The sequence below is a fragment of the Streptomyces indicus genome, assembly GCF_900100315.1.
Classification (GTDB): domain Bacteria; phylum Actinomycetota; class Actinomycetes; order Streptomycetales; family Streptomycetaceae; genus Streptomyces; species Streptomyces indicus.
The window spans coordinates 116121-135462 of the sequence record NZ_FNFF01000015.1; the positions used below are offsets into that span (position 1 = coordinate 116121).

The following is a 19342-nucleotide window of genomic DNA, read 5'->3' on the forward strand; positions in this document are numbered from 1 at the left end:
GTTCAGCGCACCCCGGTGAGGTGCGCGTACACCACCGTGTTGGCCTGGTAGCCGCCCGGCGAGCCCGGGCCCGCGGGCAGGTACGCGCCGCCGCAGGTGATCACGCGCAGCTCCGCGCGGCCGGTGGAGCCGTACACCTTGGCGTCGGGATAGGCGGCGCCGTCGTGCAGCTCGACGGAGTCCACGGTGAACACCGCGGTACGGCCGTCCGCGCGGTCGACCTCCACCGTGTGCCCCGGCCCGAGCTGGGACAGGTGGTAGAAGACCGCGGGACCGGTGGCCGAGTCGTAGTGCCCCACCGTGAGCGCCGTACCGGCCGCACCGGGCGTGGTGCCGCGCTGGTACCAGCCGGCCAGCTGCGGCGTCAGCGGCGAGGGCACGTCGAGCGAGCCGTCGGGCAGCACGTCGAGACCGACGAGCGCGGTCTCGACGCCGATGGCGGGAATGCGCAGGACGACCGGCTGCGAGGGCGCGAGCGCGGGGATGCCCGGCACCTCGCCCTGTCCTTGTGCCTTCTGCGGTGCCTGGACGGCGAGCTTAGGCGGGGCCTCGACCGCGTCCGCGTTCCGCACCCCCTCGGCCGCGAACCACGCCCCGACGAGCACCGCGAGCGCGGTGGTACCGGCGAGCGGGGCCTTGATGCCGGGGAGACGGTAGCGGCCGGGTCGGGGCATGGTCACCTTCGGTGGGGCGCGGGGGTCTTCGGGTTCAGCGCGAGGGTTGTCGGGTTCAGCGCGGGGTTCGTCGGGTTCAGAACGCGCGCTGCGCGGCCGCTGCCGCGCGCCGGTTGCGCCGCCGGATCAGGAGCGCGCCGCCCGCACCGGCCGTCACCGCGAAGGCGGTGCCGCCCAGGATCTGGGCCGAGGTGTCGATCCGCTCCGGTGCGCCGCCGCCGAGACCGGCCCGGACGCGGCCCTGCGGCACGACCTGCGCGGGCGAGGTCGGCGCCGTGACCGGAGCGGTCGGACGCGGAGTCGTGGGCGCCGTGGTCGGGGAGACGGGCGTCGCCGGGGTGGTGCGCGGAGTGGTCGCCGACGAACCGGAGATGGTGACCCGCTGCGAACCGGCCGCGTCACCGCCGGAGCACACCACGGCCACGGTGTAGGTGCCGGGCTTCACACCGCTCCAGGTCGCCGCGCCGCCGGTGAGCATGGCCTGCTGGCCGCCCGCGAAGCTGCCGCTGCCGCCGCCGATCAGCGACGCACGGCCGCCCTTGGTGCAGGCGCTGGTGGTGGCCTGCACGGTGGAGCCGTTCACGGTGACCTTGATGCCGGCCGCGTTCCCGCCCGCGACGGGCTGCGCACCCTTCTTGCCGCCGTCGGCGCCGTCCTCGGGCAGCAGGGTCAGCGCGGCGCCGCCCGCGAGGACGGCGAGCACCACGACCGGGGCTGCTGTGGCGACGGTCCGTCGAATGTTCCGCTGCGTCCGCATGCGTATGCCTCCAGCGAAGCCCGGGGTGGCGGCACCCTGCCCGTCCGCCACGGTCGCCTGGCGCCCGCGCTTCCATCCCCTAGAGCCAAAGGTCAAAGCCGCCGTGCCGCATGCGGAAGGGCCCCCGGGTTGGTCGTGCGGGTGACGGGCTGGGCCGGATGGCTGACACCCGGGTCCGGCTCCCCGGCCCCGCGCAGGTCACCCGAACGGCCCCCCGTGAATCGCCGCCGCCCCCGGGCCGGGATTCGCTGAGCGTCACGAGCCCGGAGGCGGCCGACATGCGAGACCGGAGGTGGCCGGGATGCCGGAGGACATAGGCGGGCCGGGCCCGGACGCTCCGGGCCCGGACGCGCAGGGCAGCACGGACGCGCAGGAAATCGCGCGGCTGCGGGCCCGCGTCGCCGAACTGGAGGCGACCGCGGCGCAGACCGCAGCGCAGAACTCCGCGCAGCCCACCGCGCCGTCCGCCGCAGCGCCTTCCGGCCGTCCGCGCCGCCGCGGCCGCTCCACCCTCGCGACCGTCCTCATCGTCCTCGGCTGTCTGCTCGCCCCGCTCGGCGTGGTGGCGGCCTGGGCCTCCGGTGTCGTCGGCGACACCGACCGCTACGTGTCCACCGTCCAGCCCCTCGCCTCCGACCCCGACGTGCAGGACGCCGTCGCCGCCCGCGTCACCGACGCGGCGATGGACCACATCGACCTGAACGCCCTGCTCTCCCAGGCCGCGAGCGACGAACGGCCCCTCCTGGAGAAGGCGCTCGGCCGGCTCGGCAACTCCCTCGAGGACGCCGTGCGCAGCTTCGTGAACGACAAGGCGCGCGACGTCGTCGGCTCCCACGCCTTCGAGACGCTGTGGACCGAGCTCAACCGCAAGGCGCACGCCGCCATGAACAAGGCGCTCACCGGCGACGGCGGCGGCGCGGTGCAGCTCGACGGCGACACCGTCACCGTCGACCTCGCGCCCGTCGTCGAGCAGGTCAAGCAGCGCCTGGTGGACAACGGGCTGACGCTCGCCGAGAAGATCCCCGAGGTCCACACGGAGTTCGCCGTCGCCAAGTCCGAGGACATCACCAAGGCCCGTACCGGCTTCCGGCTGCTCCAACTCGTCGGCAACTGGCTGCCGGTGCTCGCCCTGCTCCTCGTCGCGGGCGGTGTGCTGCTGGCCCGCGACCGCCGCCGCGCGGTGGTCACCGCCTCGATCTGCGTGGCCCTCGCGGTCGGCCTCCTCGGCATCGCGCTCACCGTCTTCCGGCCGATCTACCTGGACGCGCTGCCCGAGGGCGTCTCGCAGCCCGCCGCCGGTTCGGTCTACGACGCGCTCACGCACTTCCTGCGCACGACCGTCCGGATGGTCATCGCCCTCGGTGTCGTGGTCGCCCTCGCGGCCTGGCTCACCGGCAGCGGCCGCCGGGCCGGTCTCGTACGGAACCTGTGGTCCTCCGGCATCGGCGCCGTGCGCTCCACCGCGGACCGCGCGGGCCTGAACCTCGGCCCGGTCGGACCGTGGGTGGCCGCGCACCGCCGGTGGATCGTCTGGGTCCTCATCGCGGCCGCCGTCCTCGCCTACGTGCTCTGGAGCTACCCGACCGGCTGGGTCGTCCTCGGCCTCGCGCTCACGCTCCTGTTCGCCCTGGCCGTCGTGGACTTCCTCGCCGGACCACCGCAGGCCCGTCCCGTCCCCGCCGAAACCTCACAAAGGAGAACGCCATGACCATCGCCGCCGACTACCCGCTGCTCAACCTCTTCTGGACCATGCTCCTGCTGTTCTTCTGGGTCCTGTGGTTCTTCCTGCTCTTCAAGATCATCGGTGACGTCCTGCGCGACGACGGCCTCAGCGGCTGGGGCAAGGCGGGCTGGCTGATCTTCACGATCCTGCTGCCCTTCCTCGGTGTCTTCGTGTACGTGATCGCACGCGGCCGCTCGATGGGGGAGCGGGACGTCGAGCAGGCCAAGAAGGCGGAGGCCGCGTTCAAGGACTACGTACGCGAAGCCGCCGGCACCCAGGGCTCCGGACCGTCCAAGACCGACGAACTGGCCAAGCTGGCCCAGCTCAAGGAGAGCGGCGCCCTGACGGAGGAGGAGTTCGCGAAGGCCAAGGAGAAGTTCCTGGCCTGACGCGCCCGCATCCCTCATCCGAACGAACAGGCGGGAGCGACGCCGTGGCCGGCACCCAGGAACAGAGCCCTTCGACGGAGACCGGGGCGGCCCTGCTGCGCAGCACGCTGCTCAGCCCGGGCTACCTCCGGCTCCTGCTGCTCTGCGCCCTGATCGGCATCCCCGTCGCTCTCGCCTGCTTCGTCTTCCTGACCGCCGAGCACGAACTCCAGCACCTCGTCTGGGAGAAGCTCCCCGACACGCTCGGCTACGACCGCGCCCCCTGGTGGTGGCCGCTGCCGACCCTGCTGCTCGCCGGTCTGATCCTCGCCCCCGTCATCACGCGCATGCGCGGCCACGGCGGCCATGTCCCGGTGCACGGCCTCGGCGGCGCGCCGCTCGGCCCGCTCGATCTGCCCAGTGTGGTGCTCGCGGCCCTCGCCGCCCTGCCCCTCGGGGTCGTCCTCGGTCCCGAGGCGCCCCTGATGGCGATCGGCGGCGGCCTCGCGCTGCTCGCCGTACGCGGCATGAAACAGAGCGCCCAGGGCCCTGCGGCCGCCAAGGCGCCGATGCTGCTCGCCACCGCCGGCTCCACGGCCGCCATCTCCAGCATCTTCGGCGGCCCGATCGTGGCCGCCGTCCTCGTCGTCGAGAGCGCCGGACTCGGCGGCGCGGCCCTCGTGATGCTCCTGCTGCCCTGTCTGATCGCCAGCGCCACGGGCGCGCTGGTGTTCACCGGCTTCGGCGACTGGACCGGCCTTTCCATCGGCGCCCTGTCCCTGCCGAAGGTGCCGCCGGATGTGACGCCCGACGCCGGGGACTTCCTGTGGGGCGTCCCGGTCGCCGCCCTGATCGGTGTCGCCGTCGCGTATCTGCGCGGACTCGGTTACGTGGTCGAGCGGTGGCTCACCCGGCAGACCGCCCGCCGCATCGTGCTCTGCGCGCTCGGCGCCGGTGTGCTGCTCGCGCTCTACGCGCTGCTCACCGACCGCTCCCCGGAAGAGGCCGCACTCTCCGGCCAGTCCGCGCTCGGCGCGCTGGCCGCCGACCCGCACAACTGGTCCGTCGTGGCCCTGCTCCTGCTCTTCCTCTTCAAGGGCCTCGCCTGGAGCCTCTGCCTCGGCAGCCTGCGCGGCGGCCCGATCTTCCCGGCGATCCTGCTCGGCGCCGCGGTCGGCATCGCCTGCTCGGGGCTGCCCGGCTTCGGCACCACACCCGCCCTCGCGCTCGGCATGGCCGCGGGCAGCGCGGTGGTCACCGGACTCCCGCTGAGCAGCGCGGTCCTCACCGTCCTGCTGCTCGGCAGCGACGCCCACAACCAGATGCCGCTCATCGTCGTCGCGGTGGTCGTCGCCCTCATCACCGCCCAACTCGTCCCGCGCCGCGACCAGTCGCCGCGCCTGCCGGACGCCGACTGACCGCGCAACCTCCCGACGCCAACTGACCCACCGCACCCTGCCCGACGGCAGCCGACCCACGCATCGGAGGTGACCGGCCCATGGCACGCGTCGACGCGGCCGCCGCACGGCGGATGACCGAGTCCCTGTTCATCGAACGCTCCCTGCGCAGCCCCAGCTCCACCCGTTTCTGGGCCCTGCTCGCGCTCGCCTCCGTCATCGCGGCCGCGGGCGTCATCGGCGACTCCACGGCCACGGTGATCGGCGCGATGATCGTGGCCCCGCTGATGACCCCGATCCTGGGCAGCGCCCTCGCCTTGGTCCTCGCCGACCGCGACCACGTGGTGCGCAGCGTGCTCCTGGTCCTGCTCGGCGCGAGCGCCGTCGTCCTGATCGGCATGCTGCTCGGCTGGATCGTCTCGCCGCCCGACGCCTTCGCCTCCAACAGCCAGGTCTCGTCCCGGATCAGCCCTCGCCTGATCGACCTGCTCGCGGCCCTCGCGACGGGCACGGTCGGCGCGTTCGCGCTCGTACGCACCGATATCTCGGACACCCTGCCGGGCGTCGCCATCGCCATCTCGCTGGTCCCGCCGCTCGCGGTCACCGGCCTGCTGATCACCGTGGGCCGCTACCACGACGCCGGCCAGTCGGCCCTCCTCTTCGCCACCAACGTGGCGGCGATCGTCGCCACCGGCACCATCGTCTTCCTCCTTTACGGGGTACGGGACGCCGCCGCCGAAGCCGGCCTGACCGTGGGCCGGTTCAGCGGACGCACCCTCGGCGTGATCCTCGGCGTCGTCCTGCTCGTCGCCGTACCGCTCACGGCGGGCACCGTCACCGTGGCCCGCGACCGCTCGCTTGCCGCCGACGCCCGCCCGGTCGCCGAGGCCTGGGCCGCCACCGGCCAATGGCAGATCGCCTCCGTCGAGGCACGCAACGGCATCATCGTGATCGGCGTCCTCGGCCTGCCGCCGCAGCCCGCCCCGGCCGCCCTGCGCACCGCACTCGACCGCCACGGCATGCGCGACGCCGACCTCGAACTCCACCTGGTCGGCGGCCGCACCCATTGGTGCCCCGCGGACACGGACACGTGCACGGTGAAGGAGTCGGCGCGCAGCTGAGCCGTCCCTCCCGCCGCGCAGCCGATGCTCCGGGGCCCCACCAGTCATCGACAGGCTGACGCCCCCGCCACCCCATCAGGCGGAAAACTGCTGCATTCGGCCGCATTTCGCTGACGGATCGTCACCTCCGGGGCGTGGGAGGTCCGTATATGCGCGCGCCCGTCCGTAAGTTCGGCCGGGCAATCGCACCAGGCAGCCGGGCGCGAGCGCGGGGGAGGCCGGACCGGATCACTCGCGGCGCAGGCTGGCACGGACGAAGGAACTCCATGCCGGGACATCTGCGCGGGCTCACGCGCCTGACCCTCAGTACGACGACGGCGCTCGCGCTGTTGTACGGATCGCAGGCCGCGGCCGTGCAGGCGCTGCCCGCACCACCCGCCGACCCCGAGAGCGCGGTCAGCATCACCAAGACGAACAACACGGGCGGCGACCCGCTGGAGCCCGGCGAGGAGTTCATCTACACGCTGACGGGGCAGTGCTCGGGCCTGACCGTGGACTGCGTGGACTTCACCGTCACGGACACGCTGCCGGAGGGCCTGGACGTCACCAGCCTTCCGCAGTCCACCAGCAGCCGTGACGTCACCTACGACGAGTCGACCCGGCTGCTCACCGTCGTCTACAAGCAGCCCCTCCAGAATCCGTCCGGCAAGACGGGCCTGCGCGCCGGCCAGGCGGGCAGCATCGAGATCGGCATGCGCCTGCCGGCCGACACCGACCTCACCGAGGGCACGGTCATCACCAACACCGCCGAGGTCAAGGCGGACAACGCGACCCCCAAGAGCGCCGACACGGACGTCACGGTGACGATCCCGCGCGTGGTCAAGCCGGTCGCGACCAAGACGTGGAAGGACGGCTCGGCGGTCGCGGGCAGCCGCGAAGAGTCCACGGTCACGCTGAACGTGCGCAACAACTCCTCGTCCTCGGCCGAGGTCACCGAGCTGTCGGTGTCCGACACCAGCGAGGAGACCTTCGAGTACTTCAACTTCCGCTCCGCCACCGTGACGGCGTTCCCGAAGGGCGCCGACCAGGCCCACCTGGTGGTCACCACGGCGGACGGCGCCACGCACACCGGGCCCGACATCACCTCGCCCGGGCGGCTGCCGCTGCCCGACGGGGTCGAGCCCGGCCAGGTGACCGGCTTCGAGGTCGTGTTCACCAACAGCAAGGGCGACCCGCTGCCGTACGACGAGACCGGCGGCACCGTCGAGGTCGGGCTGGAGCTGCGCGAGACCAAGCGCTCCGACGGCTCGCCCCTGCGCCCCACCGACAAGATCACCGTGAACAACTGCGCCACCCCGGCGGTCGAGGAGAAGACCGAGGGCGAGGTGAAGGGCGACAGCACCTGCGCCCCGTACGACATCCTGCCGGACATCCTGGTGCTCCAGCCCACCAAGCGCTTCTACCCGGACACGAACGGCAACTTCAGCCAGGAGACAGGCGAGCACGCGGTGCTCGGCGAGAACTCGCCGGTGAGCACCGAGGTCGACGTCAAGAACGCCTCGCCGTTCCCGGTGAAGACGCTCACCATCACGGAGCCCTCGGCCGACACCACCAGCGAGTTCGACAAGCTCGACGTGGACAAGGTGCGGCTGCGCTTCCCCGAGGGCGCCACCGAGGCGAGGCTGACGGTCACCTACGACGACGGCAGCACCGACACCTTCGCCTCGCCCTACACCGCGAACGCCACCGTCGACGTGGCCAAGGCAGGCAAGAAGGTCACCAAGGTCGAGGTCACCTACACGGGCGTGGACGCCGACGGCAACCCGACGATCGCCGAGGGCTCCACCGCCGGACTGGATCTGCACGGCACCCTCACCGGCGATGTCACCGCCGAGGACCTGTCCACGGGCACCAGCCCCGGCGTCGACAACTGCGCCGCGTACAAGGGCGACGCGGGCCGCACCGACGGCAGCGGCACCGCCTCCGGCGACGCCTGCAAGAACCTGCCGATCGAGGCGCCCAACACCTCGGGCAGCGGCACCAAGGACGCCTCGCAGCACGAGATCCCGGCCGACCAGCCCATCACCATGAACCTGAAGGTGACCAACAACGGCAACAAGCCGCTGGTCCGCCCGGTCGTCACCGACCCGGCGGCGGGCCCGGACGGATCCCCCGCCTCCACCTCGCCGTTCGACGTCCTCCAGATCACCTCGGTCAGCGTCAGCCCCTCGGACGCGCCCGTGAAGATCGAGCTGTGGGACCCGTCCGCGGGCGGCGGTTCCGGCGCCTGGGTCGCGTACGACCCGTCGAACGCGGAGCTCATGGAGCGGGCCACCGGTGTCCGCGGCACCTACCAGGGCGAGCTGGCCCCGCAGTCCGGCTTCACCATGACGGTGGTCGCCGAGCGCCGCCCCGGCGTCCCCGACGGCACCACGCTGCAGAACTGCTACTCGATCGACGCGGGCGGCGACTACACGCCCGGCGCCCCGGTCTGCGGTCCCTCGATGGACACCGCGGCCGCGTCCGACTCGGCCTCGCTGAACAAGTCGATCAGCCCGGGCTCGCTCCCCGAGTACGTGCCCGGCCTGCCGCGCCAGCACGCCGACATGCGCCTGACCATCGCCAACACCGGCAACATGTCCGCCAAGACGCTCCGGATGACCGACCGCGACACGGACTTCTTCGACGCCGTCGACCTCGTCTCGATCAAGTCCAACCAGATGCCCGCCGGCGCCAACCGCGTCCAGATCGACGCGTACGTGGACGGGAAGTGGGTCAACGGCACCCCGTCCTCCTCGGCCGCCCTGCCCGCCGGCGTGAACGCCGCCGACGTCACCGGCATCCGCGTCACCTACAGCTCGACCAGCACCACCAACGACGGCTACGTCATCAAGCCGGAGTGCGCGAGCAGCAGTTGCTCGGGCATCCTCGTGCTCGACGTCAGCCCGCGCCAGTCCCTGCGCTCCAGCGGCGACCCGGTCCCCAGCCACCTGGAGGACACGGTCAGCGGCTCCTTCCTCACCAAGCTGCAGGCCCCGGACAGGCCCAAGGCGATCGACCCGGTCGACGCCACGCTCGACCTGGTCAAGGGCACGCCGCGGATCACCATCGGCAAGACCCCCAACACCGTGCTCGCACCCGGCGAGGACGCGCCCTTCTACATCAAGGTCACCAACACCGGTACGGCGAACATCCCGGACCTCGTCGTGAAGGACGCGCTGCCCGAAGGCATCCAGTTCGTGGACACCTTCGAGGGCGACAACGGGGAGCCGTACAAGGTCATCGACACGGCGGTCCCGGCCGGCACTCCGGCCGTCCCGACCCCCGACTTCACACAGACCACGTCCGGCGACCGCACCTCCGGCCTGACCTGGGACTTCTCGAAGGACAAGGACGGCAAGCCCTGGGCCTTCGCTCCGGGCGCGACCCTGACCATCGAGATCCACGTCAAGCTCGAACCCGGCATCGACGCCGGTGACGTGGTCACCAACAAGGCCGGCGCCACCTCCTCCGACCCGGACCTCGCCTGCGAGGGCTCCTCCGAGCGGGACGGCGCCTTCGGCAGCGGCCTGTACTGCACGGCCACCGCCACCCTGACCGCCAAGTCGGGCGCGGCCTTCGCGGCCCGCAAGTGGGTGGCGGGCAACGACTCGCTCGGCTGGTACAACACCCGCGACAAGAAGACCGTCCCCGCCGGCGACTCCTCCTGCCTGTCCACCACGGACGCGGCGGGCCGCCGCTACACCGCCAACCCCTGCATCGCGCTGGTCAACCCGGGCGACGAGTACCACTACCTGATGCGCATCCAGAACGCCGGTACGGAGGCCGGCACCGCGATGCGGATCGTCGAGCGCTTCCCGGTCCAGGGGGACAAGGGCGTCATCCTCGACCAGGCGCGCGGTACGGCCTGGGACAAGCGCCCGACGCTCGCCTCCGAGCCGCAGCTCGACGGCCCCGGCACCATGACCACCTCGTACGAGAACACCGAACCCCTGTGCACCGACGACCTGAACATGGGCGGCGCGGGCTCGAGCGAGCCGCAGTGCCCGTCCACCACGTGGGACGACGCGTACAGCGCGCAGGCCGTGGGCGCCCGCTTCGATCTGAAGTTCGCCCCGGCCATGGCGCCGGGCGAGACGGTGAACATCACGTGGGCGATGGACACCCCGCTCGACGTGAAGAAGAACGGCGACCCGACGATCGCCTGGAACTCCTACGCCCACAACGAGACCACCGACCGCGCCGGCAGCCCCCGCGTGCTGCAGCCGAACGAGCCGATCCAGGTCGGAGTCGCCCTCGCCTACGGGGACTTGAAGCTGGTCAAGCGCATCGGCGACAGCCCGAAGGCGCTCGACCCGGTGCTCGCCCGCGTCCCCTTCCCGTTCCATGTCACCTGCGTCATCCACCCGCAGGGCGGACTGCCGCGCAAGGTGGTCGACGAGGACTACGACGTCTCGGCGAACAAGCCGGTCACCATCACCGGCATCCCGGCGGGCGCGGAGTGCGAGGTCTACGAGACCTCGGCCCGCGGCGGCCAGGCCACCCACACCAAGGAAAACCCGGCCGAGGTGACCATCAAGCCCGGCTTCGGCACGACGACCGTCGAGACGGGCCGAGTCACCAACGCCTTCCGCTTCGGCGCCCTGAAGCTGGTCAAGGAAGTCGACGGTGACGCCGCCTCGTACGCGAAGGACCGCTCCTTCGACGTACGGGTCACCTGCGCACTCCCGGACGCGGCGGGCAACCCGACCACGCAGATCGTCCGCAAGAAGTACACGGTGACGGCCGACACCCCGGTGGTGATCAAGCCGCTGCCGGTCAACTCCCGCTGCTGGGCGGCGGAGGTGGACACGGGCGGCGCCGACACCGCGGTCGTCGACCACGGCACGCCGCGCACCGCCGTGACGATCACGGAGGACTCGGCCGGCCAGGCGACCATCACGGCCACGAACACCTTCGACGCGGCGAAGCTGGTCGTGCGGAAGAAGGTGATCGGCGAGGACGAGGCCGGCTCGTACTCCTTCACGCTGGCCTGCACGACGGCGGAGGGCGACGTGGCCCTGGCGCCGGGGGACCGCACCTTCGTGCTCCCCGCGGGCGGCGAGCACGAGGTGACGGTCCCGAAGGGCGCCCACTGCAAGGTCACCGAGACCGACATCCCGGCCGAGGCGACCGTCTCCTACTCACCCAAGGGCGGCGAGACGGACGTGAACGGCACGGCCACGCTCACGGTCACGAACAAGTTCCCGCCGGCCCCGGACCCGGACGGCCACGACAAGGACGACAAGGACGGAAAGGGCCACGAGGACGGCGAACTCGCCCACACTGGCCCCGGCAACTGGGCAGCCCTCGGCGGGCTGTTCACGTCACTCCTGGTCGCGGGCGGGGTGCTCTGGTGGGTGGCGGCTCGAAGAGGTCGGACCGCTGCGTAACACCTGAGGGCTCAACCCCCGAACGCCGCCGCCGGATCGCTCGCGACCCGGCGGCGGCGTCGTCGTATGTGCGCTCCTCACCGGCCCACCCCGTGCCGGCCCCACTCCCTTACTCCTCAAAAACAAACCAACAGATCTCATTCCGCAACCGCTGGTCGTCGAGGACGAGTTCACGAATCTCCTGGGGCAACCGCTCCCGCTGCCACCGGCACTCGGCCCGCCCGGCCGCCACCCCCTCCGCGGCCCGCACCGCCTTGATCGCATACGCCGCGGCCCCCAGCTCATGCGCGGCGACATGCGCCACCACGGCGGCCTGCCCGGCGGCATACGCCGCATGCCGGGCCGCCCCGCGCAGCTCCCTGGCCGCCCCCATGGCATGCCCACCGGCGGCCCGGGTCTCCATCATCCTGAACTCGCCCCGCACCCACCCCCGTACGGTCTCGACCGCCCGACGCGGCCGCGGATCACCGGGCTGCTCGGCCTCGAACAGCCCGAGCACATGCTCCGCACACTCGGCCGCCCAGAGCGCGAGCAGCCGATGATCGCCATCGGTGAGCGTTCCGCCGCGCCGGATGGTCACGAAGCGGGGGTCTCGCACCTTCGGAAGAATCACCAGCCACCTCCACCCGCCGGCCTGCTCACGCTGCGAGGCTATGTCGAGAACGTGCCTTCGGCTCCGTCCCCGGTACATCAGCGGCCACCATCGGCCGTACAAGCACCAATGGAGAGGGAGAAGCCCACCATGGCGATCCAGCGCATGGACAACGTCGGCATCGTCGTCGACGACATGGACGCGGCCGTCGCGTTCTTCGTGGAACTCGGGATGGAGCTCGAGGGCAGGACGGAGGTCTCGGGCCCCGTTGCCGACCAGTGCACCGGCCTCGACGGCGTGCACTGCGAGATCGCGATGCTCCGCACCCCGGACGGCCACAGCCGCCTCGAACTGGCGAAGTACCGCAGCCCGACGGCCACCCGCACCGAGCCCCGCAACCAGCCCCACAACATCCTCGGCACCCACCGCGTGATGTTCGCGGTCGACGACCTGGACCACACCGTCACACGCCTGCGCCCCCACGGCGCCGAACTCCTGGGCGACATCGCCCGCTTCGAGGACAGCTACCTGCTCTGCTACGTGCGCGGCCCGGAGGGGATCATCGTGGGCCTGGCCGAGGAGCTGAAGTGACAACTGGCAGCGGCTCCGTCACGCGGGCACGGTGCGCAGCTCGAAGAAGGACCCGCGCTGCCCGGCCGGCCGCTGCCTAGTCGGCGTACTCCCAGGTGAGTTGTTGCCGTACTCCGCAGCCGCGATCGCTGCGGAGTCGGCGACGGCCCCACCGCGGCTACCGAGCCCCATGTCGTAGGACGTGCCGGGCCTGCCGAAGTCACCCTGCCCGGCAACCCGGGCACGAACGACCGCGCTCGCGTCCCGGTCGGTTTTCGCGCGATTGGCGGGTGCATCCACGCGGTCGCGCGCACGACCGTTGAGCTTCGGATGCAGGATCGACGACCGTGCCCGGCTCCACTGGGCGTCCTGGCGGGCCTCGTGTGTGTTCGATACGGGCGATACGGGGGCGGGCAAGGCGCTTGGCCGACCGTGCTGCGCCCTACCCCGGGCAAAGAAAATGACCAGCGTTTCCGCTGGTCAGACAGGATAGGCGCCCCCGGCAGGACTCGAACCTGCGGCCAAGCGCTTAGAAGGGCCCTGGGCTGTTCAGAGGCGATAGGGCACTGACCTGCGGGGGAGCGTCCGCTTCTGAGGTTCGGATCAGCAACGTCGACACGTATTCGACCGAGGGTCGTCTGCCAGCGAAACCGTACACGGCTCCGGAGGGCCCTTCGGTCCCGGGTAACTGTGCAGGTCAAAGGGCGCTTGATCAGTCGCTGAAGCGGAGCCTGTCCACAGATAGTCCACGGACCGCCGGCCAGCCTGTCTGGCAGTCCGTCGGAGCTCGGTCTCTCGCCTGCCCACCGTGGTTCGCCCCTGCTTGCTGGGCTGCCTGGTTGTCAGTCCCCTGGTGTTCCATGGGTGAGGAGCGCCTGACGGTGCAGAGTTCTCGCGATCTTCCTCAAACGTCGCCTCATGTGAGGTAGCATTTGAGGAAGTTGGATCTCGGAGGTGCCGTGAGCCAGTCCCATGAGCAGATCCCTGCTCGCCGAAGCAAGATCGTTCGACCTGAGCATGCAGATGAGCGTCTGGCCGAAATGGGCCTCTCCGTTGCTAAGATCCGCAACAGCGTGATGACGGGGGATGATGCCCGAAGCCGCGTGTCGATCCGCTACTACCCGCGGAACTACCCCGGGATCACGATGTGGGCGGAGACGCTGGCAGCACTCCGCAGGGAGCTGCTGAAAATACGCCAGGGCTGGCGAATCGGGCAGACCGGGAACTACGAGACTGTCTACTCGGAGGCCCGCCGGCTGGCTTTCGCGGTAGTCGCTGGCGACAGGTTCACCGGCATTGAAGGCGAACGGGATCCCCGCCTTACGCGGAAGCGTGGACCCAAGACAAAGGAGCGAGTCGACCGGAACGCTACTTACGAGCAGCTTGCTTTCGAGATCGACCTATCAGAGCTAGCTAATCCGCTTCCGCCTGACGAGGCGTGCTCTACATGGTTCTTGGTCATCCATGCAGACGATGACCACATCCGTATGGAAATCTCCCTTCCGGTCGAGGTGCGGAAAGACGGATTCGTTGGGGAATGGGTCGAGAGAATCTTGATCGACCCCGTTCCTACCTCCGGGGCGGTCGCACCAATCGAGCCTGGCGAGGACGACGACGATGACGGAGAACCGATGGTCACTCGGGCAGCTTGAGCAACCCTCGTTCAATCACACGCGCCTTACGATGGCGCGAGAGCGCAGAGGGCTGACCAAGCAGGGCCTTGCCGAGCTTTGTGGCGTCTCGCGTAGGGCAGTGTCGGCTTGGGAAGCGGGAGAGGTGGACAATCCACCCGTGAACCTGCTTTCCCAAGTTCTTGATCTTCCCGAAGCTTACTTTTGTGCGGATGATGCCCCGCAAATCGAAGAGGAATGGGTAAGTTTCCGCGCCCTGTCGTCGATGACAGCAAGGCAGGTCCGCCGGATCCTCTCGATAAGCTCATTGGCGGTCCTTCTGAGTGATTGGGTTGACAAGCATTACGGAACGCCGCCTCCAGAGCTTCCGGACCTGTCGGAAACCGCTGGTCTAACTCCAGTGGCTGCGGCGGAGCAATTGCGTTCGGCGTGGGGGCTCCATCAGAAGCCTGTAAAGAACATGCTGGCCTTGGCCGAAAGGAAGGGCGTTCGCGTGTTTTCTCTGCCTGTAAAGGATAGGGAGATTGACGCGTTTTCCTTCCTGTATGAAGGCAGGCCCTTTGCTTTTATGAATACGGGAAAGACTGCCGAGCGTATGCGCTTCGACCTTGCGCATGAGCTAGGGCACCTCGTGTTGCATCAGGGGTCGAGGAGGAACAGATCCAGGGCCGCTGAGCAGGAGGCTCACGATTTCGCTTCCAGCTTTCTGATCCCGGCCGATGGTCTTTTTGCGCAGGTGGTCGGCAAGCTTCGCCTGGACGATGTCTTCAAGCTCAAGCGGTACTGGAAGGTCTCCGCCGTTGCCATGGTCGAGAGGCTCTACCAGCTGGAACTAGTTTCGGAATGGAATCGCCGACAGTGGTTGATCGACCTATCTCAACGCGGATACCGGATCTCTGAGCCTGACGGGATTCACCCGGAGACTTCCCAGCTGTTCACTGAGGTGTTTCGCCTCGCGAGGGAGGATGGGTGGACCTCGCGTCGAATTGCTGATGAGTTGGTTGATAGCGATCAAGATCTAGACGCACTGGTTTTCGGCTTGTCGATCGCTGCCATTCCGGGTGGCGGGCAAGCTGGGCCAGCCAGGCACGGACACCTGTCAGTGGTCAGGTAAGGGCGCCGCTGGTACCAGTCGCTCAGTCGCGCTTGTGACTCACCGTGACATGTTGAGGGCCATCACGGGAAGCCGACTACGCTCCGTCGCTTGCGCTGAACTTCGTTCCCGGAGCGTAGTCGGCTTCCCGTGATGGCGTGCAAACTTTACCATCGCTTTGCCATCGCTTTGCCTCGCTAGTACTGCTTCCGGTCTCGGCAATGCACGAAGTCGGCGCCGTCGAGCGCGGTGTGCCAAGTCTTCCGGCCCGGCACCTTAAGGCGTCGCCCGCCCCACCAGCCGGCAGTCTCGATTTTGCTCTTCCCCTTGGTCAGAGCCATCTCCAGCGCCGGCTCAAGGTCTGTGTCGTGAGTCGCGCAGAGGAGAACATCCACGTCGCCATTCATGGCCTTGCTGACCAACTCCACTGCCAACAGGACGTCGATGCCCTTCTCTCGTGCTGGCTCCTGGGGCCATCGCGGAGAGTAACGGAGTGAGCGGTAGTGCACGCTCACTCGATGATCTCGTGTCCATTCGGAGCGCTGAGCCTGGCTTGCGGCGTACAGTCTCGGTTCTCGACTGTTACTGGGGGTGCCCCGATACACGCACACGCTTGTAAGGACCGCGCCGGCCAACCATGGATCTGTGGACTTGCTAGCGCGTACTGCGAGGACGCGCTCAGCGAACGCCAGCGGATGGACGAGTGTGTCTCGTGCGTGAGTACCTATCGGGGCGAACAGATCTCGCGCCGTGAGGTGGATGTTCTGGTAATCGATCAGAACGCCAAGCGCCGGCGCAGATGCCGTCATGTGCCGCCCCCAACACAATGTAAAAAACCCCGCCAGTCCCGGAGGACGGCGGGGAGCAAGGACTCCACTATGCGACGCGAGCCAGGGAAAGGCAACTTCTAGGCCAGCGGGCGTGGCTGAATCATGCCGGTTGGCTTCGGTTCTCCTGGTATCGGTGCAGGTCAGGCGCGCGGTCGGCGGAGCGACTTTGGCCAGGAGCTGCTTTGGCGCGAGTGATCATGGCCCCGTAAGCTTCCGGCGCGTCGGGCAGTCTGTGGACCTGCCCGGTAAAGCACGACGTTGGGGTCATGATCTTCGAGGCTCGCGCCAAAGTGGCTGGCTAAAGTCGCGGAGCCGGCCGCCCCAGCCACAGCGGGGTTTCCCTCCACAGCCCGCATGCAACGCAGCGCGCCGCCTGGTGCGGCCAGCCGGGGCGAAGACAGGAGGCGGGCCGCGCCATTGGGGCGGCGCGCGCCCGCGCCGTGCGCGGGCCTTGAGTACGTGGATGCCCGCTGGTCTCAGCTCGGCGGGAACAGTCGCAAGAACATCGCCAAGACGCTCACGACGACCACGATCGCGCTTCTGCGCACCCAGCCCACGCAGTTCGACCCCGTGAAGGTGCGTACGGCCCTGCGCGAGTGGGCGTTCAACACGAACCGTCGGCCGGATGCTCCGCGAGAAGTAACCGCGGTGCTCAGGTGGGTTGAGCGGAACTCGCTTCCCGTCTCGGCCTGGGAGGATCCCGAGAAAGTGGACCACGTACTTCAGGCCCTGGACACGCGGCTCGACGGCAAGCCGGCCGCTGCCTGGTCCCGCAAGCGTCACCGGCGGATCCTGAACGTGGCCATGAACTACGCGGTCAAGCGGCGCATCCTGCGTGCCAACCCCCTCCCCAAGGGGAGGGACGCGACGACCGGGACCAAGACCACGAACGCCGTGGACAAGCGCTGCTTGATCAACCCCAGGCAGGCGGCGGCTCTGCTCGGCTGGATCCGCCAGCGTCCCCGAGGCGGCAAGAGGCTGCATGCCTTCTTCGCGACCATGTACTACTGCGGGCCCCGTCCCGAAGAGGTCGTCGCCATGCGCGTAGCGGACGTGCACCTACCCGACGCGGACGCGGCCGACCAGTGGTGCGAACTGCTGATCCACACTGCGACCCCGGAAGTCGGCAAGCAGTGGACGGACACCGGGGAGATCCATGAACAGCGCCACCTCAAGGGACGTGCCGAGGGGGACACGCGGACCGTGCCGGGGCACCCTGCCCTGACCCGCGTCCTCCGGCAGCACATCGAAGAAGAAGAGCTAAAGCCCGGTGATCTGCTGTTCCAGGGCGAGAAGAGCGGCATCCTCGCCGGCTCGGTCATCCGCCGTGCGTGGCGCAGCGCCCGCAAGGCCGTGCTCGCCCCGCACGTCTTCGAGTCGCCCATGGGCAGGCGTGTGTACGACCTGCGGCACACCCGTCTGACGAAGTGGCTCAACGACGGCATCCCGCCGGCTCAAGTCGCCGACTGGGCGGGCAACAGCGTCCCCGTGCTGCTCTCGATCTACGCCCGGTGCGTCGACGGTCAGCTCTCGGACCTGAAGAGGCGCCTCGAAGCGGCTGGGGATCTCGAAGACCTCCCGACCGCCGACTGACCCGCTGCCGAAAACTTCGACACGTATTCGACACAGCGACCCGCAGAAACCCGCTGACAGCCGGACAGCCCCGGACCCGCCCCGTGATCACCAGGGGAGCGACCGGGGCTTCTGCATGCCCCACGAGACCGGCTCTGACCAGCAAAAAGGCCCCGCCGAAGCGAGGCCGATGAGAGGCGCCCCCGGCAGACTCGAACCTGCGGCCAAGCGCTTAGAAGATGCGGGCAACTGCTGTCGGTAGGGGGCGTGCTCTGGGTACTGAGTCCTCCGAGCGCCACCCGCGTCTGTTGCTGTCCGCACTCGTTGCCGTCAGCGCTGCCGTCACGTCCCAGTGTCCGGTGATGCTTCAGCTGAGTCGGGCGGGCGTTGGTGTCCGCACGCCAGGGTGGCGCCGTCTTTCCCGACCACCGTGAAGTCGAGCACGGCGTTGTAGGGGTCCTCGTCGTGGAACATCCACACAGTGATGTGATCCGGCTTCACGATCACCGAGAACTCGATCTCGACATCCGCGTCGACAGACGCGATGACTGTGAACACTTCCCCGGGCTTCATCCAGAAGTCCTCGCCGTATGGCTCGACGAACAGACTGGTGAGTTGCTGCCCGCCGTTCTCAACGGGAAGCCTGTTCCTCATGCTTGCTCCCATACGGTCCTGGCGCGGCCTCTGGCGACGGTGGTACGCCCGCCGACAGACTACGGTCGGCGGGCGTACTGGTGACCTCTTCGTCCCGAAGCAACTCGGGTGGGGCTATTACCTACCGTTCAAGTACCCGCCACCTGCGCTGATGGTCCGTGAACGTACGCGCGTGGCCGCTGCCGTTGTCACGCAGCTAGACACTCAGGGTTGCTCTGGATGCTGATCTGGCACTAGCCGTACCTCTGTACTGAGACCGCTCCTGCGCTCTCCCATGCTCCGAGTCGTCATGCGTACGGTGGCGTAGCTCCCAAGCACGGCTGCAGCGGTGTTGAGTGGAACAGCAAGGCCCGGGATAGCCCACACGCCGAGGAGCACGGCGAAGCCCATAAGGCTAGCCACAGGGGCCCAGGGCAAGCTTCGGGCAGTCTGGGTAACCATCTCCCAGAGGCGTACATTCATCAGGACACCTTCTTCGTCTTTGCAGCGACGAGTCGCTGCGGGCGTGGGCGAACGCAGGTGTGAGCGGCTCTCCGTTGCCCCGGAGGGCCGCTCTGCGTTCGGTGCTGCAACCTTGCTGTACGCAGAGGAAGTTTGCGCGTAGATCCCTCAAACCCCTTGGCCCGCATGTAGCTTGTAGCGGCGTACGAGAAAAGTTGCAGCTCAAGCCCACCACACCATGCGGGCCAAAGGGTGAAATGAAGTTCGCACCATGATCCAAACCCTTTGGCCCGCATGTAGCTTGTAGCGGCGCACGAAGAACTGCGCAGGTCGGGGCCCACGTGCTTTCCGGGCCAAAGGGTCGGATGGGGGCTGGCATGCCGCGGAATGCTGCTCGTCGCGCACGCAGAGTGCAGTTGCTGGATGCCATGGCGGACCGGATCGATCACGCACGAGAAGCTGTTCAACAGCTTCATGGTCGCGGTGGCGGATGGCCAGCGCATGTGAAGCTACGGGCTCCTCTCATCACGGGTGGCCCGTTTAACCC

The 19342-nt window shown here is 69.1% G+C and carries 14 protein-coding genes; 9 read left to right on the forward strand and 5 right to left on the reverse strand.

Features of this window, described 5'->3' with window-relative positions:
* Positions 1–2: 2 nt before the first annotated feature.
* Complete coding sequence (locus BLT97_RS29040; RefSeq protein ID WP_093615423.1) at positions 3–674, reverse strand: class F sortase; 672 nt, start codon at positions 672–674, stop codon at positions 3–5.
* Positions 675–750: 76 nt separating this feature from the next.
* A complete protein-coding gene (locus tag BLT97_RS29045) occupies positions 751–1431 on the reverse strand; it encodes a hypothetical protein (protein WP_143041398.1) in 681 nt (226 codons plus the stop codon).
* Between the two features lie 301 nt (positions 1432–1732).
* Between BLT97_RS29045 and BLT97_RS29050 the strand changes: the two genes are divergently transcribed.
* From BLT97_RS29050 to BLT97_RS29070, 5 genes are all read left to right on the forward strand, one after another.
* The gene (locus BLT97_RS29050) at positions 1733–3139 is read left to right on the forward strand and encodes a hypothetical protein (RefSeq protein ID WP_093615427.1); all 1407 of its coding nucleotides are present in this window, start codon (positions 1733–1735) and stop codon (positions 3137–3139) included.
* Positions 3136–3543, forward strand: a complete 408-nt coding sequence (locus BLT97_RS29055; protein ID WP_093615429.1) for an SHOCT domain-containing protein — start codon at positions 3136–3138, stop codon at positions 3541–3543. Before BLT97_RS29050 ends, BLT97_RS29055 begins: the two co-directional genes overlap by 4 nt.
* Before the next feature lie 44 nt (positions 3544–3587).
* The gene (locus BLT97_RS29060) at positions 3588–4940 is read left to right on the forward strand and encodes a chloride channel protein (protein WP_093615431.1); all 1353 of its coding nucleotides are present in this window, start codon (positions 3588–3590) and stop codon (positions 4938–4940) included.
* 80 nt (positions 4941–5020) lie between these two features.
* The gene (locus BLT97_RS29065) at positions 5021–6040 is read left to right on the forward strand and encodes a TIGR00341 family protein (RefSeq protein ID WP_093615433.1); all 1020 of its coding nucleotides are present in this window, start codon (positions 5021–5023) and stop codon (positions 6038–6040) included.
* A 266-nt stretch (positions 6041–6306) separates the two neighbouring features.
* Positions 6307–11412, forward strand: a complete 5106-nt coding sequence (locus BLT97_RS29070) for a DUF5979 domain-containing protein (RefSeq protein ID WP_245769598.1) — start codon at positions 6307–6309, stop codon at positions 11410–11412.
* Between the two features lie 109 nt (positions 11413–11521).
* Here BLT97_RS29070 and BLT97_RS29075 read toward each other — a convergent pair whose 3' ends face one another.
* On the reverse strand, positions 11522–12025 hold the full coding sequence (locus BLT97_RS29075; RefSeq protein ID WP_093615588.1) for a putative immunity protein: 504 nt from the start codon (positions 12023–12025) through the stop codon (positions 11522–11524).
* Between the two features lie 129 nt (positions 12026–12154).
* Between BLT97_RS29075 and BLT97_RS29080 the strand changes: the two genes are divergently transcribed.
* From BLT97_RS29080 to BLT97_RS29090, 3 genes are all read left to right on the forward strand, one after another.
* Positions 12155–12595 carry a VOC family protein gene (locus tag BLT97_RS29080; protein ID WP_093615435.1) on the forward strand — a complete coding sequence of 147 codons (441 nt, stop codon included), beginning with the start codon at positions 12155–12157 and terminating at the stop codon, positions 12593–12595.
* Positions 12596–13533: 938 nt separating this feature from the next.
* Complete coding sequence (locus BLT97_RS29085) at positions 13534–14226, forward strand: hypothetical protein (protein ID WP_143041399.1); 693 nt, start codon at positions 13534–13536, stop codon at positions 14224–14226.
* 31 nt (positions 14227–14257) lie between these two features.
* A complete protein-coding gene (locus tag BLT97_RS29090) occupies positions 14258–15319 on the forward strand; it encodes a helix-turn-helix domain-containing protein (protein WP_281251159.1) in 1062 nt (353 codons plus the stop codon).
* 176 nt (positions 15320–15495) lie between these two features.
* On the opposite strand, the gene BLT97_RS29095 is transcribed toward BLT97_RS29090, so the two are convergent.
* Positions 15496–16107 (reverse strand): NYN domain-containing protein, encoded by a 612-nt coding sequence (locus BLT97_RS29095; protein ID WP_093615441.1) that lies wholly within the window; start codon positions 16105–16107, stop codon positions 15496–15498.
* Between the two features lie 480 nt (positions 16108–16587).
* On the opposite strand from BLT97_RS29095, the gene BLT97_RS29100 reads away from it, so the two are divergent.
* On the forward strand, positions 16588–17721 hold the full coding sequence (locus BLT97_RS29100; RefSeq protein ID WP_245769601.1) for a tyrosine-type recombinase/integrase: 1134 nt from the start codon (positions 16588–16590) through the stop codon (positions 17719–17721).
* Positions 17722–18042: 321 nt separating this feature from the next.
* On the opposite strand, the gene BLT97_RS29105 is transcribed toward BLT97_RS29100, so the two are convergent.
* Positions 18043–18354, reverse strand: coding sequence for an SRPBCC family protein (locus BLT97_RS29105; RefSeq protein WP_245769602.1), 312 nt, complete (start codon positions 18352–18354; stop codon positions 18043–18045).
* Positions 18355–19342: the final 988 nt, after the last annotated feature.

Coding starts and splice junctions, on each gene's coding strand:
- BLT97_RS29050 (WP_093615427.1), top strand. CDS start 1,733: ATGCCGGAGGACATAGGCGGGCCGGGCCCGGACGCTCCGGGCCCGGAC.
- BLT97_RS29045 (WP_143041398.1), bottom strand. CDS start 1,431: ATGCGGACGCAGCGGAACATTCGACGGACCGTCGCCACAGCAGCCCCG.
- BLT97_RS29070 (WP_245769598.1), top strand. CDS start 6,307: ATGCCGGGACATCTGCGCGGGCTCACGCGCCTGACCCTCAGTACGACG.
- BLT97_RS29095 (WP_093615441.1), bottom strand. CDS start 16,107: ATGACGGCATCTGCGCCGGCGCTTGGCGTTCTGATCGATTACCAGAAC.
- BLT97_RS29105 (WP_245769602.1), bottom strand. CDS start 18,354: ATGAGGAACAGGCTTCCCGTTGAGAACGGCGGGCAGCAACTCACCAGT.
- BLT97_RS29065 (WP_093615433.1), top strand. CDS start 5,021: ATGGCACGCGTCGACGCGGCCGCCGCACGGCGGATGACCGAGTCCCTG.
- BLT97_RS29080 (WP_093615435.1), top strand. CDS start 12,155: ATGGCGATCCAGCGCATGGACAACGTCGGCATCGTCGTCGACGACATG.
- BLT97_RS29040 (WP_093615423.1), bottom strand. CDS start 674: ATGCCCCGACCCGGCCGCTACCGTCTCCCCGGCATCAAGGCCCCGCTC.
- BLT97_RS29055 (WP_093615429.1), top strand. CDS start 3,136: ATGACCATCGCCGCCGACTACCCGCTGCTCAACCTCTTCTGGACCATG.
- BLT97_RS29090 (WP_281251159.1), top strand. CDS start 14,258: ATGGCGCGAGAGCGCAGAGGGCTGACCAAGCAGGGCCTTGCCGAGCTT.